16 protein-coding genes are annotated in these 17,693 nt (G+C 67.7%); 9 read left to right on the top strand and 7 right to left on the bottom strand.

Annotation, left to right across the window (positions count from 1 at the left end):
• Position 1: 1 nt before the first annotated feature.
• From ACEN9N_RS23295 to ACEN9N_RS23265, 7 genes are all read left to right on the top strand, one after another.
• Entirely contained in the window at positions 2–958 is a 957-nt protein-coding gene (locus ACEN9N_RS23295) for a DUF979 domain-containing protein (protein ID WP_413314014.1), read from the top strand.
• Positions 959–967: 9 nt separating this feature from the next.
• A complete protein-coding gene (pcp, locus tag ACEN9N_RS23290) occupies positions 968–1,639 on the top strand; it encodes a pyroglutamyl-peptidase I (RefSeq protein ID WP_495654622.1) in 672 nt (223 codons plus the stop codon).
• 17 nt (positions 1,640–1,656) lie between these two features.
• Entirely contained in the window at positions 1,657–2,424 is a 768-nt protein-coding gene (locus tag ACEN9N_RS23285) for a LamB/YcsF family protein (RefSeq protein WP_495654621.1), read from the top strand.
• 2 nt (positions 2,425–2,426) lie between these two features.
• Positions 2,427–4,019 carry a 5-oxoprolinase subunit B/C family protein gene (locus ACEN9N_RS23280; RefSeq protein ID WP_495656414.1) on the top strand — a complete coding sequence of 531 codons (1,593 nt, stop codon included), beginning with the start codon at positions 2,427–2,429 and terminating at the stop codon, positions 4,017–4,019.
• A gap of 10 nt (positions 4,020–4,029) precedes the next feature.
• Complete coding sequence (locus tag ACEN9N_RS23275; protein WP_495654620.1) at positions 4,030–5,760, top strand: acetyl/propionyl/methylcrotonyl-CoA carboxylase subunit alpha; 1,731 nt, start codon at positions 4,030–4,032, stop codon at positions 5,758–5,760.
• A gap of 24 nt (positions 5,761–5,784) precedes the next feature.
• Entirely contained in the window at positions 5,785–6,042 is a 258-nt protein-coding gene (locus ACEN9N_RS23270) for an MbtH family protein (protein ID WP_413314010.1), read from the top strand.
• A 220-nt stretch (positions 6,043–6,262) separates the two neighbouring features.
• On the top strand, positions 6,263–7,054 hold the full coding sequence (locus tag ACEN9N_RS23265; protein WP_413314009.1) for a transporter substrate-binding domain-containing protein: 792 nt from the start codon (positions 6,263–6,265) through the stop codon (positions 7,052–7,054).
• Positions 7,055–7,125: 71 nt separating this feature from the next.
• On the opposite strand, the gene ACEN9N_RS23260 is transcribed toward ACEN9N_RS23265, so the two are convergent.
• Both ACEN9N_RS23260 and ACEN9N_RS23255 read right to left on the bottom strand, forming a co-directional pair.
• Complete coding sequence (locus tag ACEN9N_RS23260) at positions 7,126–9,150, bottom strand: 4-oxalomesaconate tautomerase (protein WP_495654619.1); 2,025 nt, start codon at positions 9,148–9,150, stop codon at positions 7,126–7,128.
• Between the two features lie 2 nt (positions 9,151–9,152).
• Positions 9,153–10,124, bottom strand: a complete 972-nt coding sequence (locus ACEN9N_RS23255; RefSeq protein WP_495654618.1) for a tripartite tricarboxylate transporter substrate binding protein — start codon at positions 10,122–10,124, stop codon at positions 9,153–9,155.
• A gap of 150 nt (positions 10,125–10,274) precedes the next feature.
• Here ACEN9N_RS23255 and ACEN9N_RS23250 point away from each other — a divergent pair, with 150 nt between their 5' ends.
• Positions 10,275–11,228: a LysR family transcriptional regulator gene (locus ACEN9N_RS23250; RefSeq protein WP_413316393.1), complete on the top strand. Its 954-nt coding sequence runs from the start codon at positions 10,275–10,277 to the stop codon at positions 11,226–11,228.
• 22 nt (positions 11,229–11,250) lie between these two features.
• On the opposite strand, the gene dctA is transcribed toward ACEN9N_RS23250, so the two are convergent.
• The 5 genes from dctA to ACEN9N_RS23225 all read right to left on the bottom strand — a co-directional run bounded on the left by dctA (position 11,251) and on the right by ACEN9N_RS23225 (position 16,960).
• Positions 11,251–12,585 carry a C4-dicarboxylate transporter DctA gene (dctA, locus tag ACEN9N_RS23245; RefSeq protein WP_413316391.1) on the bottom strand — a complete coding sequence of 445 codons (1,335 nt, stop codon included), beginning with the start codon at positions 12,583–12,585 and terminating at the stop codon, positions 11,251–11,253.
• Between the two features lie 86 nt (positions 12,586–12,671).
• Positions 12,672–13,979, bottom strand: a complete 1,308-nt coding sequence (locus tag ACEN9N_RS23240; protein WP_495656413.1) for a class-II fumarase/aspartase family protein — start codon at positions 13,977–13,979, stop codon at positions 12,672–12,674.
• Positions 13,864–14,868 (bottom strand): HpcH/HpaI aldolase/citrate lyase family protein, encoded by a 1,005-nt coding sequence (locus ACEN9N_RS23235; protein WP_495654617.1) that lies wholly within the window; start codon positions 14,866–14,868, stop codon positions 13,864–13,866. The genes ACEN9N_RS23240 and ACEN9N_RS23235 overlap by 116 nt, the downstream gene beginning before the upstream one ends.
• A 10-nt stretch (positions 14,869–14,878) precedes the next feature.
• Complete coding sequence (locus ACEN9N_RS23230) at positions 14,879–16,069, bottom strand: CaiB/BaiF CoA transferase family protein (RefSeq protein ID WP_495654616.1); 1,191 nt, start codon at positions 16,067–16,069, stop codon at positions 14,879–14,881.
• Positions 16,070–16,099: 30 nt separating this feature from the next.
• On the bottom strand, positions 16,100–16,960 hold the full coding sequence (locus ACEN9N_RS23225) for an HTD2 family dehydratase (protein ID WP_495654615.1): 861 nt from the start codon (positions 16,958–16,960) through the stop codon (positions 16,100–16,102).
• A 499-nt stretch (positions 16,961–17,459) separates the two neighbouring features.
• On the opposite strand from ACEN9N_RS23225, the gene ACEN9N_RS23220 reads away from it, so the two are divergent.
• Positions 17,460–17,693 (top strand): hypothetical protein, encoded by a 234-nt coding sequence (locus tag ACEN9N_RS23220; protein WP_413316455.1) that lies wholly within the window; start codon positions 17,460–17,462, stop codon positions 17,691–17,693.

Here is a 17,693-nt window from a genome sequence, read left to right as displayed (position 1 = left end):
CATGATTCTCTCGATCCAGCACCTGTACATCCTGGTCGGCCTGATCCTCGCGATCACGGCGGTCATGACGCTGGCCGACCGCCAGCACCCCAAGCGCTACACCAGCGCGCTGTTCTGGGGGCTCTATTCGCTGGTCTTCCTGGTCGGCGACAAGCTGCCGCCCGCATGGGTCGGCGCGGGCGCCATCGGCATGGCCGTCATTGCCGGCCTGCGCGGCGTCGGCGCGGGCAAACACAAGGAGCCCACGCCGGCCGAGTACGAAACCAGCGCCAAGCGCCTGGGCAACAAGCTCTTCATGCCGGCGCTGGCGATTCCGCTGGTCACGGTGATCGGCACCGTGCTGATGAGCAAGGTGAAGATCGGCGACGCCTTCCTGCTCGACCCCAAGAACACCACGCTGGTGAGCCTTGGCGTGGGCTGCGTGGTGGCGCTGGCGCTGGCCTGCTGGCTGACGCGCGAGACGCCGGTGCAGGGCATGCGCGAGTCGCGCCGCCTGACCGACGCGCTGGGCTGGGCCGTGGTGCTGCCGCAGATGCTGGGCATGCTGGGCCTGGTGTTCTCCGACGCGGGCGTGGGCAAGGCCGTGGCGTACATCACCACGAGCTACATCAACATGGACGTCCGCTTTGTCGCCGTTGCGGTGTACGTGCTGGGCATGGCGCTGTTCACCATCATCATGGGCAACGGCTTCGCGGCCTTCCCGGTGATGACGGGCGGTGTCGGCGTGCCGGTGCTGGTGGGCGTGTACCACGGCGACCCGGCGGTGATGGCTGCCATCGGCATGTTCTCGGGCTACTGCGGGACGCTGATGACGCCGATGGCAGCCAACTTCAACATCGTGCCGGCGGCGCTGCTGGAGCTGCCCGACAAGAACGCGGTGATCAAGGTGCAGATACCGACCGCGGCCGCGCTGCTGGTGGTCAACATCTTCCTGATGTACTTCCTGATGTTCCGCTGAGGCGCCTGCATGACCACCGATGACAAGGCACCCCGGGTGCTGGTCGCGGGCTTCGAGCCTTTCGAAAACGATCCCGTCAACCCGGCGTGGGAAATCGCGCGATCGCTCGACGGCTGGACCTGCGAAGGCACCGTGGTGCAGGCGGTGCAGCTGCCCTGCGTGTTCGGCCGCGCCATCGACACGCTCGACGAGGCGCTGGTGGGGCCGGCGCCACGGCTGGTGCTGTGCATCGGCGCGGCAGGCGGGCGCACCGAGATCTCGCTGGAGCGCGCTGCGCTGAACGTCGACGACGCGCGCATCCCCGACAACGCCGGCTACCAGCCCATCGACACCGAGGTGGTCGCGGGAGGTCCGGCGGCCTACTTCTCGACGCTGCCCATCAAGGCCATGGTGCGCGACATGCGCGCGGCGGGGCTGCCTGCGGCGGTGTCGAACAGCGCCGGCACCTTCGTGTGCAACCACATCTTCTATGCGCTGATGCACCGCATCGCGACGAGCCCGGCGCTCGCGCACACGCGCGGCGGCTTCGTGCACGTGCCCTATCTGCCCGAGCAGGCGGCCTCCAAGCCGGGCGTGGCCAGCATGGCGCTGGCCACGCAGGTCGAAGCCTTCCGCGTGGCGATACGCACCGCGCTCACCGTGCGCGACGACGTGCGCGAGACCGCCGGCCGCCTGCATTGATGACCCTGGGACCAACGATGAACATCGACTTGAACAGCGACCTCGGCGAGAGCCTGGGCGTATGGCGCATGGGCGACGACGCCGCCATGCTTTCTCTCGTGAGCAGCGCCAACGTGGCCTGCGGCTTCCATGCGGGCGACCCGGCCGGCATTTTGCGCACCCTGCGCCAGGCGAAGGAGCGCGGCGTTGCCGTCGGCGCCCACGTGGCCTACCGCGACCTCGTGGGCTTCGGGCGCCGCAATATGGACGTCGACAGCGCCGACCTGCGCGCCGACGTCATCTACCAGATCGGCGCACTGAAAGGCCTTGCCGCCGCCGCCGGCACCACCGTGCGCTACGTGAAGCCGCATGGCGCGCTCTACAACACCATCGCCCACGACGAGCGCCAGGCGCGCGACGTGATCGCTGCCATCCGCGAGATCGATCCCGGCCTGTGCCTGGTGGCGCTGGCGGGCTCGCCGCTGCTGGGCTGGGCGCGCGGCGAAGGCCTGCGCGCCGTGGCCGAAGCCTTTGCCGACCGCGCCTACACGCCGCAGGGCACGCTGGTGTCGCGCCGTGAACCCGGTGCGGTGCTGCACGATGCCGACGAAGTGGCCGAGCGCATGCTGCGGCTGGCCACCGACGGCGTGGTCACGGCCATCGACGGCAGCACGGTGCGCATCGAGGCCGAGTCGGTCTGCGTGCACGGCGACAGCCCGGGCGCGGTCGAGATGGCGCGCCAGGTGCGCGCGCGGCTCGAACAGGCAGGCGTGACGATCCGCTCCTTCGTGGATTCAGCCGCATGACGATGCGCTTCCTGCCGGTCAACCTGAATGCGGTGCTGGTCGAACTCGACGACCTGCCGCAGACCCTCGCGCTGCTGGCCTCGTTGCGCGCCGAACCCGTCGCGGGCATCGAAGAATTGGTTCCTGCCGCGCGCACGCTGCTGATCACTTTCCGCCCGGCGGCGATTGCGGCCGATGAACTCGTGCGGCAGGTCGGCGGGCGCAGCCTCGACGCGCGCGAGACGCGCATCGACAAGCGCATCGAGATTCCCGTGCGCTACGACGGCGAAGACCTGGCCGAGGTGGCGAGCCTGCTGGGCATCTCGCCCGAGGAGGTGGTTCGCCGCCACACCGGCAGCGACTACACCGTCGCCTTCACCGGCTTCGCGCCGGGCTTTGCTTATCTTTCAGGCGGGCACCCGAGCCTGAACGTGCCGCGCCGCACGGTGCCGCGCACGCGCATTCCGGCGGGCGCGGTCGGCCTTGCGGGCAGCTTCAGCGGCGTCTACCCGCAGGCCAGCCCCGGCGGCTGGCAGATCATCGGCATCACCGATGCGCCGATGTGGGACCTGGCGCGCGAGACGCCGGCGCTGCTGCAGCCGGGCGACGCGGTGCGCTTCGTGGATGTCACCGGATTGCCGCAGGCTGTGCCTGTGGCCGCGGCGTCCGCGCCTTCGCAACCCGCTGCTATGGAAGGCGGCTGCGCCTTCGAGATTCGCGCTGCGGGGCTGCAGGCGCTGCTGCAGGATGGCGGCCGGCACGGCCAGGCCGGTCAGGGCGTGTCGGCCTCCGGCGCGATGGACCAGCGCTCGCTGCAGGCGGCCAACCGGCTGGTCGGCAACGCATCGGACATGGCCTGCGTGGAGATCGCCTATGGCGGCTTCCAGCTTGCATGCCGTGGCGACGCGGTGGTCGCCATCACCGGCGCGGACGGCCCCGTCACGCTGACCCGCGCCGATGGCGCGAAGTGGCCGCTGCCGCGCTACCAGCCCATCGCGCTGGCCGATGGCGACGTGCTGGCGCTGGGCGAGCCGCAGGCCGGCATCCGCAGCTACATCGCCGTGCGCGGCGGCTTCGACATCTCGCCCGTGCTCGGCAGTCTCTCGACCGACACGCTGGCCCGCGTCGGCCCGCCAGCCATTGCCACGGGCGACGTGCTGCCCGTGCGCACGGTGGCCACCGGCGCCGTGGTCGGTGCGCCCGAAACGCCGCCGGCGGACCTGCCCACCGTGCAGGAAGAAATCGTGCTCGACATCGTGTTCGGCCCGCGCACCGACTGGTTCACGCCCGATGCGGTCGAGCTGCTGTGCAGCCAGCCGTGGGCGGTCACGCCGCAATCGAACCGCGTCGGCATCCGGCTCGCGGGCGAGGTGCCGCTGGCGCGCGCCAATCACGCCGAGCTGCCCAGCGAGGGCACGGCGCGCGGCTCGATCCAGGTGCCGCCCAGCGGCCAGCCCGTGCTGTTCCTGGCCGACCATCCGCTGACCGGCGGCTATCCCGTGATCGCCTCCGTCGCCACCCATCACCTGGACCGCGCGGGGCAGATCCCCGTGAATGCGCGCGTCCGCTTCAAGCCGATGGCCGACGCCGGCTTTGTTGAAACCCTTGCACCGTGAGAGCCTCCCGATGAAAAAACTCCTGATCGCCAACCGCGGCGAAATTGCCGTGCGCATCGCACGCGCTTGCGCCGACCACGGCGTGCAATCGGTCGCGGTGTACGCCGATGCCGACCTGAATGCGCTGCACGTGCGCATGGCCGACGAGGCCTACGGGCTCGACGGCAACAAGCCCGCAGACACCTACCTGAACATCGCCAAGTTGCTGGCAGTGGCCAAGCGCTGTGGCGCCGACGCGGTGCACCCGGGCTACGGCTTTCTCTCCGAGAGCGCGGCGTTCGCGCAGGCTGTCATCGACGCCGGCCTCACGTGGGTCGGCCCCTCGCCCGCGGCCATCGCGATGCTGGGCGACAAGGTGCAGGCCCGCAAGCTCGCGATGAAGGTCGGCGCGCCGCTGGTCGCGGGCACGGCCGATCCGGTGAAGAACGCTGGCGAGGTGCTCGCCTTCGCCGAGAAGCACGGCCTGCCGGTCGCGATCAAGGCCGCGTTCGGCGGCGGCGGCCGCGGCATCAAGGTGGCGTGGCGGCTCGACGAGGTGGAAGGCCTCTACGAATCGGCGGTGCGCGAGGCGGTGACGGCGTTCGGCCGCGGCGAGTGCTATGTCGAGCAGTTCCTCGACCGCCCGCGCCACGTCGAGGCGCAGGTGCTGGCCGACACGCACGGCAACGTGGTGGTGCTCGGCACGCGCGACTGCTCGCTGCAGCGGCGCAACCAGAAGCTGGTCGAAGAGGCGCCCGCGCCCTTCCTGAGTGACGCGCAGCGCGAACGCATCCACCAGTCGGCACGCGACATCTGCGCGGAAGCCGGCTACACGGGCGCAGGCACGGTCGAGTTCATGCTGAGCGCGAGCGGCGCGATCTCCTTCCTCGAGGTGAACACGCGGCTGCAGGTCGAGCATCCGGTGACCGAGGAAACCACGGGCATCGACCTCGTGATCGAGCAGCTGCGCATCGCCGAAGGCCTGCCGCTGTCGATCAAGCAGACACCGGTGCCGCGCGGCCATGCCTTCGAGTTCCGCATCAACGCCGAAGACGTGGGGCGCGGCTTCATGCCTTCGCCGGGGCCGGTCAAGGTGTTCGATGCGCCTTCGGGCCCCGGTGTGCGCGTCGACGCGGGCGTCGATGCCGGCTCGCAGGTGCCGGGCACCTTCGATTCGCTGATGGCCAAGCTCATCGTCACCGGCGCCACGCGCGAGCAGGCTGTCGCGCGGGCGCGCCGTGCGCTCAAGGAGTTCCGCATCGAGGGCCTGCCCACGGTGCTGCCGTTCCACCGCGCCGTGATGGCGCACCCCGACTTCGTGTCGGGCGATGCGTTCAAGGTGCACACGCGCTGGATCGAGACCGACTTCGCGAATGGCGAGGCCGCTGCGATGCGACCTGACCCGATGCCCGGCACGGCGCTGTTGCGCACGGCGATCGAAGTGGATGGGCGGCGGATGTCGCTGGGCTTGCCGGCCGTGCTGTTGAGTGGTTTGTCGTCTGCGGCTGCTGGCGGTGCGGGCATCGCAACGGCAGAACCGGCAGTGGCAGACGCCGCCGCCGTGGCCGCGCCGGTATCGGGCACGGTGCAAGGCTGGAAGGTGGCCGATGGCGACGAGGTCGCGGCAGGCAGCGTCATCGCCGTGATGGAGGCGATGAAGATGGAAATGCAGGTGCTCGCGCACCGGGCGGGGCGCATCGCTTTCTCGGTCGCCGCGGGTGGATACGTGGCCGCTGGCGCCGCCATTGCAACCATCGGCTGACATCGCGAGCCGGCTTGGGCAGTGATGAAAACCCTACTCGCCGCTGACGCAGTTGTTGCATCGAGCAATCCGTTTGACGACAAGAACGCCACCTTCCTCGTGCTGGTCAATGAAGAAGGGCAGCACTCGCTGTGGCCGAGCTTCATTGCAGTGCCCACCGGCTGGGAGATTGCGCTGGCCGCGACCGACAGGGCGGCCTGCAGCGCTTTCATCGAGGCGAACTGGATCGGCATGCGGCCGCGGTCCCTCGTGGCCGAGGACCGCGACGCCACCAAGGCATGAGGGCATTCGCCCTGCATCGGCGTGGTGCTGCCCAATATGGGGCGACGGTCCCCGAATCGGGGCGGCTCGCATCTTGCGCACCACATTTGTTTTCGACATGGGTGCATGAGCCTTGTATACCACTGGCATGATTCATGCGGCTCGGGGATGGCACGGCCTTTTGGCGACCAGGCGTGCGCTCGAGATCAAACCCACAACTACTCTTCTTTGTTCAGGAATCATGAAATTCAGCAGATTGCAAATCGTTCTGGGACTCGCGCTCAGCGGTCTCATGGCAACCGGCGCAGTCCATGCGCAAAGCGCGTTGGACACCATCCTGAAGAACAAGAAGATCGCAATCGGGGTGCCTCCTGATTTCCCGCCTTATGGATCCATGGACCGGGACTTCAAGATGCATGGCCTGGACATCGACATGGCCAACTACATCGGGGCCAAGCTCGGTGTGGAGGTCGACCTGATACCCGTGACCAGTGCCAATCGCATTCCATATCTGCAGAAAAGAAAAGCTGCATTGGTCATCGCCACCTTGGGCAAGAATCCGGATCGCGAGAAGCAGATCGACTTTGCCGCCGCGTATTCGCCTTTCTATCAAGCCATCTTCGGTGCGAAGACCTTGAGCATCAAGAACTTCGCCGACCTGTCGGGGAAGTCGATCGCAGTCACGCGCGGCTCGGTCGAAGACCAGGAACTCAACAAGGTTGCGCCAGCGGGTGCTGATATCAGGCGCTTCGACGACAACACCAGAACCGTCGCGGCCTTCGTGTCCGGACAGGCCCAATTGATCGCCACGGGGGCATCCGTCGCGAACACCGTCATGAGCAGCAATCCCTCGCTCGGCATCACCTACAAGCTGCTGTTGAAAGAGAGCCCGAACTACATCGGGGTGGCCAAGGGTGAGGATTCATTGCGGCTGAGGGTGAACGGCATCATCGACGAGGCGAAGAAGAACGGCGAACTGGACAAGTTGTCGATGAAATGGCTGGAGCGCCCGGCGGGCGAGCTGCCGCAGTAGATCCGAATCGCCACGACACGGTTGAAGGTGCTCGTCGCCGAGCTCGGGCGCTTGTCCGTAACGGCGATGCGTCAGTCCAGGGCGAACTGACGCTGCTCCTTCGGCGCAATGCCGGCCTGGCTCACGACCCGACGCCAGCGCGCCAGATCCGATTGCATCCTTTGTGCGAGCGCGTCGGATCTGCCCGGTTCGGCCAGCGCTCCATGGCTTTCAAAGCGTTGGACAACTTCCGGATCGGTCAGCACCTTGTTGAGAGCTTGATTGAGGCGCTCGATGGCTGAAGGAGGCGTGCCGGCCGGAGCAAACAGCCCATACCATTGGACGACATCCACTCCCGCGATGCCCAGTTCCGCGAGTGTCGGCACGTCAGGAAGAGCGTCAAGGCGCTTCGGGCCTGCCACAGCCAAGGCACGCAGCTGACCCGTCCGGATGAACGGATACGCCGTGAACAAGCTGGGGAACATGATCTGCGAGCGGCCTTCGACCACTTCCGCGATTGCAGGTGCTGCACCCTCGTAGGTCGTGCTGGCCGTCGAAGTCCCGCTGCTGAGCTGAAAGAGCTCGGCAGCGAAATGCGGCGGCGTCCCGTCGCCGGCGGATGCGTAGCTCAGGCTGCGAGGCGTTTTCTTCAACTGCGCGACCAACTGGTGCGCGTCCAGTATTCCTCCGCCCGGGTGAGTGACCATCAAGGTCGAGGAAGAACCGACAAGCCCGACGGGTTCGAAGTCGGCGACCGGATCGTAGTCCAGCCTCTGCAGTGCGGGATTCATCGCGTGGGTGCCGACATAGCCGAACATCAGCGTGTGGCCGTCCGGCGTTGCCCTGGCCACGTACTCGCTGGCGATGGCTCCGTTGGCTCCGGCGCGGTTGTCGACCAGGATATCCTGGCCGAGCAGCGGCCCGAGCTTCGCCGCGATGATGCGGGCCATCGTGTCGTTGCCGCCGCCTGCGCGCGTGGGCACGATGATCGTCAGCGCCTTGTGCGGGAACCGGGAAGTGCTCGCGGCCTGCGGCTGCGGCCGCGAGAACACGTAGTCGGGCAGGTACATCTCGCCCTGCATGATCTTGCGCGCCGTGCGCAGGAGCGCGGCGCGATCCACCGCGGCGGTGTCGCCGGTGCCCTTGAGCTCGACCTCGATGTCGATCTGCCCCGCCGGATGCAGCACGACCAGCCTGTGGGTTCCGGCGGCGCGCGCGACGCCGCTGGCGACCGTTCCCGGCAGCGCGAAGGCGCTCGCGACGCCGATGGCGCCCGTCACTGCATGCGAGGCGTGGCACTTGCGCGGCGTGAAGTAGCGCGAGGTGATGCTGTCGTCCGTATCGCCCGCGCTCACGAGCACCGGCTTTGGCACGACGCTGTCAGACACGTCGCCCAGGCCCATCCTGCGGCCCGCCTCCAGTCGCAGCGTCTCGAGGCGCTCGAGCAGTCCGATGTTGGCGTCGAGCGCGGCGGGCTTCTCGCGCCCGGTGAGGCCCAGGTCGCTGGCGCGCACGATCATCAACGGCATGGCGGCGTCGATGCAGGTCACCTCCACGCCGTCGATCGTGTCGATGCGCCTGCCGGTCGGGAAGACCTGGCCCGTGACCGCGCCCCAGGCGTCCAGGAAGTTCAGCAGGATCGGCGCCGCCGTGCCCGCCACCCCGTCGATGCGCGCATCGCCTTCGTACGTCACGCGACCGCCAGGGGTGTGCACCGTCACGTCGATGCGCGAGCCGGTGTTGACGTTGTGCACGCGAACGAGGGTGGTGCCGTTCCTGGCCGGCACCAGGCCCTGCTCGATCGCGAAAGGCGCGACGCCCGATAGCATGTTGCCGCAGTTCGGCCGCGTGTCCACCGAGCGATGCCCGACGCCCACCTGCGCGAACAGGTAGTCGACGTCGCATTCAGGCCGCGACGAACGCGAGACGATGGCCACCTTGCTGTTCAGGGTGCTTCCGCCGCCCACGCCGTCGAGCTGGAGCGGGTCGGATGCGCCTATCGCGCCGATGAGCGCCTGGTCGCGCGCCTCGTCGCCGTCCGGCAGCCATTCGCGCAGGAAGAACGGCCCGCGCGAGGTGCCGGCGCGCATCAGCACGCAGGGAATCGACCTGTTCATCTTCAGTCCGCGCTGATCCTGGCGGCCTGGACCACCTTCTTCCACTTGACCTGCTCCTGCGCCACGTAGGTGCGCATCTGCTCGGGGGTCATGGTCGAGACCTCGGCGCCGTGGTCCTCCAGGCGCTTGATCACGCTCTTGTCGGCGAGCACTTCGTTCAGGACCTTGTTGAGCTGCGCGATGACGGGCGCGGGCGTCTTCGCCGGCGCGAAGATGCCGTACCACTGGGAGATGTCGACGTCCGCGATGCCCTGCTCCTGCAGCGTGGGGACGTCCGGCATGAGCGCCGAGCGCTTGACCCCGGCGACGCCCAGCGCCCTCAGTTTGCCGGCCTTGACATAGGGGACGGCCGTGAAAAGGCTGGGGAACATCACCTGCGTCTGGCCGGCGATGGTGTCGGTGATGGCCGGCGCGGAGCCCTTGTAGGGAACGTGCAGCATGCTGGTGCCCGTCGAGAGCTTGAACATCTCGGCAGCGAAGTGCGGAGCAGTGCCGTTGCCGGCCGAGGCATAGCTCGTCTTGTCCGGTGCGGCCTTGAGCATCGTCACGAGTTCCGTCGCGGTGCCGGCCTTGACGGCTGCATTGACCACCATCACGGTGGCCGACGATCCCACCATGCCGACGGGTTCGAAGTCCTTGACCGGGTCGTAGCGAAGTTTCTGCAGCGCCGGGTTCATCGCGTGCGTTGCGATGTAGCCGAGCATGAGCGTATAGCCGTCGGGCGCCGCGCGCATCACGTACTCGCTGGCAATGGCACCGTTGGCGCCCGCCTTGTTGTCGACGATGACGGGCTGCTTGAGGATGGCTGACATGGCCTGGCCGACGACGCGCGCCATGGCGTCGTTGGCGCCGCCCGCGGCCGTCGGCACGATCAGCGTGATCTGCTTTTCAGGAAAGGCGGCCGCCGCGCTTGCGCAGGCGAGCGATGCCGCCAGCGCGACGGTGCCGAGGAGGCGAATGTTCTGGGTCTTCAATTTGTCTGCTCCGGTGGATTTCTGAATGCTCGAAAAGCTCTTGCGTGGCCCTGGTGCGCATGTTCTTCCGGGGCCTGTGTTCTGTAAATTGCATGTTTAAGATCGATTGATGCACACTGTCTATCAATCAGATTGAGTCGGAGCACAGCCATGGCCATCAACTTCAATCTCAACGACCTGCAGGCGTTCCGCGCGGTGGCGGAACTCAACAGCTTTCGCAAGGCCGCCGAGGCGCTGCACGTCTCGCAGCCTGCGTTCAGCCGCCGCATCGAGAAGCTGGAGGAAGCGCTGGGCGTGAAGCTGCTCGATCGCACCACGCGCCGCGTGAACCTGACCTCCGTAGGGCGCGAATTCGACCGCAAGGTGCAGCAGTTGCTGGACGACCTCGACCACACGCTGCTGGGCATCCGCGGCGTCGCGGCCACGCGCATGGGCGAGGTCAAGATCGCCTGCGTGCCTTCGACGGTCTACTACTTCCTGTCGCAGGTGATCTCGCGCTACCACGAGCGCTACCCGAAGATCCGGGTCAAGGTACTCGACGCGAGCGCGAACGAGGTGCTGGCGACCGTATCGAGCGGGGAGGCCGACTTCGGGCTCAACTTCGTGGGCGGACAGGAGCCGGACATCGAGTTCAGGCCGCTGCTGGAAGAGCGCTTCGTCGCGGCCTGCAGGCGCGACCATCCGATCGCGAAGAAGCGCCGAGTGAGCTGGACCGAGCTGGCGCAGTACGACTACATCTCGGTGAGCAAGGCGTCCGGCAATCGCCTGCTGCTGGACCAGGCGCTCTCGGGGGTGGCCGGCCGCCCGCAGAGCATCTACGAGACCCAGCATGTGACGACGATGCTCGGTCTCGTCGAGGCGGGTCTCGGGGTCGCCGCGGTCCCTTCGATCGCGATGCCGGACGCAGACCATCCGCTGCTGGTGAGCGTTCCGCTCCACGACCCCGCCATCACCCGCACGATCGGCCTCATCCGGCGCAAGGGGCGAAGCCTTTCCCCGGCTGCGCAGCAGCTCTACGCCTTCTTCTCCGAGATGAAGGCGAAGCGCGGCAAGTCGGGAGGCCGCCGCGCGGAGACTGCAAAGGCCGAGGGCACGCGCGCCTGAGGCCCGCCGGCCGGCTGGGCGATCAGGGCGTCGGGCCGGCGTGCCCCAGCGGCGCGGCGAAGTCCTTCGGGCCTTCTTCGAGCTCGTGCTCGGTCCTGGCGTAGTTCGCGGCCAGCTCGCGCTGCAGCACCTCCCGGTCGCACGCCTTCTCCCAGATGGAGACCACGATGCAGGCCACCGCGTTGCTGATGGTGCTGGTGAGTGCGCGCGCCTCGGACATGAAGCGGTCGATTCCGACGATCAGCGCGACGCCGGCCACGGGCAGGTCGGGCATGACTGTGAGCGTGGCCACCAGCGCGACGAAGCCGCTGCCCGTCACGCCCGCCGCGCCCTTGGAGGTGAGCAGCATGATGCCCAGCATCGAGCCGATCTGCATCCACGACAGGTGGATGTCGCAGGCCTGGGCGATGAACATCGACGCCAGCGTGAGGTAGATCGCCGTGCCGTCGAGGTTGAACGAATAGCCGGTCGGCAGCACCAGACCGACCACGCCCTTCTTGCAGCCGAGCCGTTCGAGCTTCTGCAGGAGCCGCGGAAGCACCGGCTCGCTCGATGAGGTGCCCAGCACCACCAGCAGCTCTTCTCTGATGTAGCGCAGCAGCTGCCACAGCTTGAAGCCGTGCAGGCGCGCGAGCGCGCCGAGGATCACGACGACGAAGAAGACGCAGGCGGCATAGAAAGTCCCGATCAGCAGGCCGAGCGATCCGATCGACTTGATGCCGTAGCGGCCCACGGTGAAGGCCATCGCACCGAAGGCGCCGATCGGCGCGAGCCGCATGATGATGCCGAAGGCCGCGAAGAGCATGTGGGAGAACCCGTCGATGCCGTCGAGCACGGGCCTGGCGGAACTTCCTATGCGGGTGAGCCCGAATCCGCAGAGCACCGCTAGCAGCAGCACCGGCAGCACCTCGCCCTCGGCGAACGCGCCGACGAAGGCGTTGGGGATGATGTGCATCACGAAGTCGGTGAACCCGTGGATGTGGACCTGGTTCGCGAAGCGCGTGGCGACCGAGGCGTCGAGGTTCCTGGGGTCGATGTGCATTCCGGCGCCCGGCTGCAGCAGGAACACGGTGACCAGGCCGGTGAGGAGCGCAAGGACCGTCAGCGCATAGAAGAGCCCCATCGCCTTGAGCAGGGTCTTGCCGATTTCCTTGGAGTCGCCCAGCGAGGTGATGCCGCTCACGATGGTGCAGAACACCACCGGGGCGATCATCATCTTGACCAGCTTGACGAAGCCGTCGCCCAGCGGCTTGAGCGCGGCGCCGAACTCGGGCCAGTAGTGGCCCACCGCGATGCCGAGGATCAGGCCGACGAGAACCTGCACATAGAGAAGTTTCGAGAGCTTGCGGATGTTCATGACCTTGTCTCCGGGGTGGGGGCGCACGAATGCATGCCGGTCTGCGCCGGCTCCGTCTGCTGCGGTGAAGAAGGCGAGGGCGGCGCTCAGCCGCGCGCGGCCAGCACGCGGTCGACCATGACGCCGGCCTGGCCGAGGTGGTTGGCCGGCTCGCACATGGCCTCGAGCTGCGCGCGCGTCACGTGCCTGCCGATCTCGGTGTGCGCGGCAAGGATCTCGATCAGTGGCCGGTTCTCGGCGATCGCCTGGCGGCACAGGTCGTACACCAGGTCGTGCGCGTACTCGCGGCCGATGTAGGGACCCAGGCCCATCATCACGGCCTCGGACATCACCAGGCCGTTGGTGATGTCGATGTTCGCGCGCATGCGCGTGGAGTCGACCTCCAGGCCCTTCAGGATGAACCTTGTCTGCTTCAGGGCGCCCGACATCAGGCAGAAGATCTCGGGCAGCGACACCCACTCGATCTCCCAGGGGCCGGTGGAGCGCTCGTGGTCCGCCACCATCGCGTCCATCAAGGCGGCGGCGTGCTGGCGGGCCACCGAGATGTTGGCGTGGATGTAGAGGCAGGAGATGGGGTTGCGCTTCTGCGGCATGGTCGACGACGAGCCGCGGCCCGGCGCGAAGGGCTCGAACACCTCGGCCACTTCGGTCTGCATCATCAGCTTGACGTCCATCGCGATCTTGCCGAGCGAACCGCCGACCAGCCCGAGGAATGCGCCGACCTCCGCGACGGTGTCGCGCACCGTGTGCCATGAGATCAGCGGCTGGGCGAGGCCGAGCTCCTTCATCAGCCCTGCCTGGGTTTCCATCGCGCCCTTCTCCAGCGAGGAGAGCGTGCCCGATGCGCCGCCGAACTCGCCCATCAGCACGCGTGGCTTGAGCTGCTGCAGGCGCTCGCGATGGCGGTCGATGCCGGCCAGGATGCTGGCCATCTTGTAGCCGAAGGTGATGGGCGTGGCCTGCTGCAGGTTCGAGCGGCCGATGACCGGCGTGTCGCGGTACTTGCGCGCCAGGGCCGCGAGGGCGTCTCCGATCTCGTCGAGGTCCTGCTCGACGAGGGCGAGCCCTTCGCGCATCTGCAGCACCGCAGCCGTGTCGGTGATGTCCTGCGTGGTCGCGCCCCAGTGGCAGTACTCGCCGAGCTTGTCCCGGCAGTTGGCGTTGATCTGGTTGACCACCGCGATGATGGGATAGCCGATCTGCTCTGTCTTGGCCTTCAGCTTGGCCCAGTCGATCTGCGAGAGGTTGCAGTTCCGGACGATCTCGTCGGCCGCTTCCTTAGGAATGATGCCGAGCTCGCCCTGGACCTTGGCAAGGGCGCGCTCGATGTCGAGGTACTTCGCGGTCCGGTTCTCGTCGGACCAGACTTCGCGCATGCGCGCGTCGCTGAACATGTCGCCGAATATCCGCGAATCGATGATGGTGGAAGCCATGGTGCTTTGTCTCCTTCTGCGATGGAGGTGGGTGAATGAAATCAGTCGCGGGCCAGCGCCAGCGTGCGTTGCGCCTGCAGCACCACGGGCCGGTCGACCATGCGGCCGTCCAGCCGCGCGGCGCCCGGCGGCGCCGCGCCCAGTCCAGCGCCTGCGTGCTCGGCTGCAGGGCCGCGTGGATCGGCTGCACCTGGCGCGGATGGATGCACAGCTTGGCGCCGAAGCCCGTCTGCCGCGCTTCGGCAAGATCCGACAGGAGGCGAGTCTTGTCGTCCAGCTGCGGCGTGACACCCGCCACCGGCGCGGGCAGGCTCGCCACGCGAGAGGCGATGGCGATGCGGCTGGCCGCGTAGGCGAGGCCGCGCGCGTCCGTCGCGATGTCCATGTCGAGGTCGAGCGCGAAGTCGAGCGTGCCGAACACCAGGCGTTGCACGCCGGCGGCCGCGATGGATTCCACCTGCGCCACGCCCTGGGCACTCTCGATGAGGGCGAGGACGGCCGCGCCAGGCAGCGCGGCACGCACGCGGGCGATCTGCGCGGCCGATTCGGCCTTGGGCAAGAGCACCTCGGCCGCTGCCGCGTCGCCCAGCGCGGCGAGGTCGGCAGCGAACCACGGCGAGCCGGCGTCGTTGATGCGCACCACGGTGCGCGACCTGTCGGCAGGGCTCACACCCTGCAGCCACGTCACGACGATGGCGCGCGCATCGGCCTTGTCGGCAGGGGCGACGGCGTCCTCGAGATCGAGCACGATCCGGTCGGCGCCGCTGGCCAGCGCCTTGCCGAAGCGATCCGGATGCGTGCCGGGCACGAAGAGGTAGGTGCGGGCGGAATGCCTATGTTCACCAGACATGGTGCGGCCTTCAGACGGCGTTCGACGCGCGCAGGGCGGCGATCTCGGCATCGCCGTAGCCAAGTTCCGCGAGGATCGCATCGGTGTGCTCGCCGAGCGCAGGCACCGGGTCCATGCGCGGACCGGTGTCCCAGGTGCCGGGCGGCAGCATCGCGGGCACGGGGCCCTTCGCCGTCGCCACTTCGCTCCAGCGGCCGCGCGCCTGCAGCTGCGGATGGGCCCAGACCTCCTTCATCGTGTTGACCTGGGCGTTGGCGATCTGCGCGAGTTCCAGCCGCTCGACCACCTGCCTGCCGCTGAGCGAGGCGAAAGCCTCGACGATGATCTCGCGCAGTGCGGCCCTTTGCGCCACGCGCTTGAAGTTGGCGGTGAACCGCGGGTCTTTCGCGAGCTCGGGCTGTTGCAGCACCTTGTCGCAGAAGCTTGCCCACTCGCGCTCGTTTTGCAGGCCCAGCATCACGGTGGTGCCGTCGCCGGCCGGGAATGGGCCGTACGGGTAGATGGTCGCGTGGCTGGCGCCGGTGCGCGGCGGCGGCTCCGCGCCTTCGAAGGCGTAGTAGAGCGGGTAGCTGTTCCACTCCGCCAGCGACTCCAGCATCGAGATGTCGATGCGCTGGCCCCTGCCGGTCTGGCCGCGCTGCAGCAGCGCGGCGAGGATGTTGCTGTAGGCGTACATGCCCGCGGCGATGTCCGCGATCGAGGGGCCCGCCTTACAGGGCTCCTCGGGCGTGCCGGTGACGGAGACGAAGCCGGCTTCGCTCTGGATCAGCAGGTCGTAGGCCTTCTTGTCGCGGTACGGCCCGGGGCGCTCGGGATCGTCGCCGTAGCCGGAGATGTCGCACATGATGAGTCCTGGCTTGGCGCGCGAAAGCCGGTCGAAGCCCAGGCCCAGGCGCGCAGCCGCGCCGGGTGCCAGGTTCTGCACGACCACGTCGGCCTTTTCCATGACCAGGCGCTCGAGCACGCGGGCGGCCTCGGGATGCTTCACGTCGAGCGTGAGGCTCTCCTTGGAGCGGTTGGTCCAGACGAAATGCGACGCCAGGCCGCGGACCCGCTCGTCGTAGCCGCGGGCGAAGTCGCCCGAGCCGGGACGCTCGATCTTGATGACGCGTGCGCCGAGATCGGCGAGCTGGCGGGTGGCGAAGGGAGCCGCGATCGCGTGCTCCAGCGTGACGACGGTGATGCCCTTGAGTGGCTGCATGGCGTGTTTCCTTCTGCGTTGCGAAACGAGTCAGCGCAGGACGGCGGTGGCGTCCATCGTCAGCCAGCCCTCGTGGTCCGAGGCCCAGAGCCGGATGGTCTTGCCGTCGGCCTGCGGCTGGCCGCTGACGTGGAAGGCGTCGAGGTCGAAGGTGGGCCGCACGGCCTTGAAGCGGAAGCTCGCCACGTCTGCATCAGGCAGCGGGCGGCGCAGCAGGTCCATCAGCAGCGTGGCGATCAGCGGACCGTGCACGATCAGGCCGGGGTAGCCCTCGACCTGCGTGACGTACTGGCGGTCGTAGTGGATGCGGTGGCCGTTGAAGGTGAGCGCCGAATAGCGGAACAGCAGCACGTCGTCGGGAACGATCTGCCGGCGCCACGCCGCGTCCGTGGGCGCAGCCTGCGGAGGAGGGGGCACGTCGCCAGGCGCCTGGGCCTCGCGATAGACGATGTCGTGAAACTCGACCAGCGCGGGCGTGGCCTCGCCGTTGCAGCGGATCTCGTGGCGCACCTTGACGAACACGAGCTTGCCGGTGCGGCCTTCCTTCAGCGTGACGTCGTCGATGGTCGAGGTGCGCGCGACCCGGTCACCCACGCGGATCGGCGCGCGGAACTCGAACTGGCTGCCGGCCCACATGCGACGGGGCAGCGGCACCGGCGGCAGGAACCCGCCGCGCCTGGCGTGGCCGTCGGCGCCGATCTCGCTTTGGCGGTGCATGGGCAGGAAGTAGAGCCAGTGCCACAGAGGCGGCAGCGCCGTGCCGGCCAGCATCGGTGCGGCCGGGTGGTCGAGCGTCGCCGTCAAGGCCGCCACGGGCGTGGGATGGATGGTGTCCTCGAGGCGCTCGCTGCGCCCGATCCATGACTGCAACTGATCCGGATGTACGTCCACTCTCGTGTCTCCTTGGTTTGCTGCACCCAGCGGCAGCAGGACTGGGAACGGAGTGTGCGGCGCATCGAACGCCAAGTGAATTGCATTATTTGAGGCTATTGATGCAATCGATGGAATAACGAAAGAGCCCACCAATGCATATCGACCCAGTGCGGTCGCGGTTCATTGAAGAGGGTGTCGCACCGTGCCGCGGCGATGCATTTGCGAACCGGCGCATGCGTCATTCTGAAAATGAAATTCAGCCGCTCATTTTCAGAGGCAATCCGGCGGGCGATTTCTTCATCTTGTAGGCCACACTAGTCGCCCGATGGAGGTTCCCTTGAGCCAGTCCGGTCCGGCTTCAGGATCGGCTCTTTCCTCAGACAAGCAGGCGCCGGCGCGAGTCGAGCCCTGCGCGAACTTGGGAGTGAACTCCGCAACCTGATCGAGCTGGCGATGCAATCGACGCGTGCAGTGTGGCAGGCGCGTGTCGTCGTGCGAGCTCGCGTCCGAGCGCTGCATGGCGAAGCCGCTGATCGTGCCGGTCGAACATGCACGAGCAAGACGGCGAGCGATGACATTCAGTGGCCTTGCGCGCATCGCAGGTGACAACGAATGTCACTTCCTGTCGTTGCATGTCGCTCGCGCCGCGCGCAATGCATCCATCGGATTTACCAATTCGATCGCATCGAGCGATCGGGGCGAGTGGCATGCAGATTGCGGAATTACTTTTTTACACACTCACGAGAGATGA

It is taken from the genome of Variovorax sp. Varisp46 (assembly GCF_059491885.1).
Note: the sequence above shows the minus strand (reverse complement) of the source record. Positions and strands in the feature narration are given on the sequence as shown.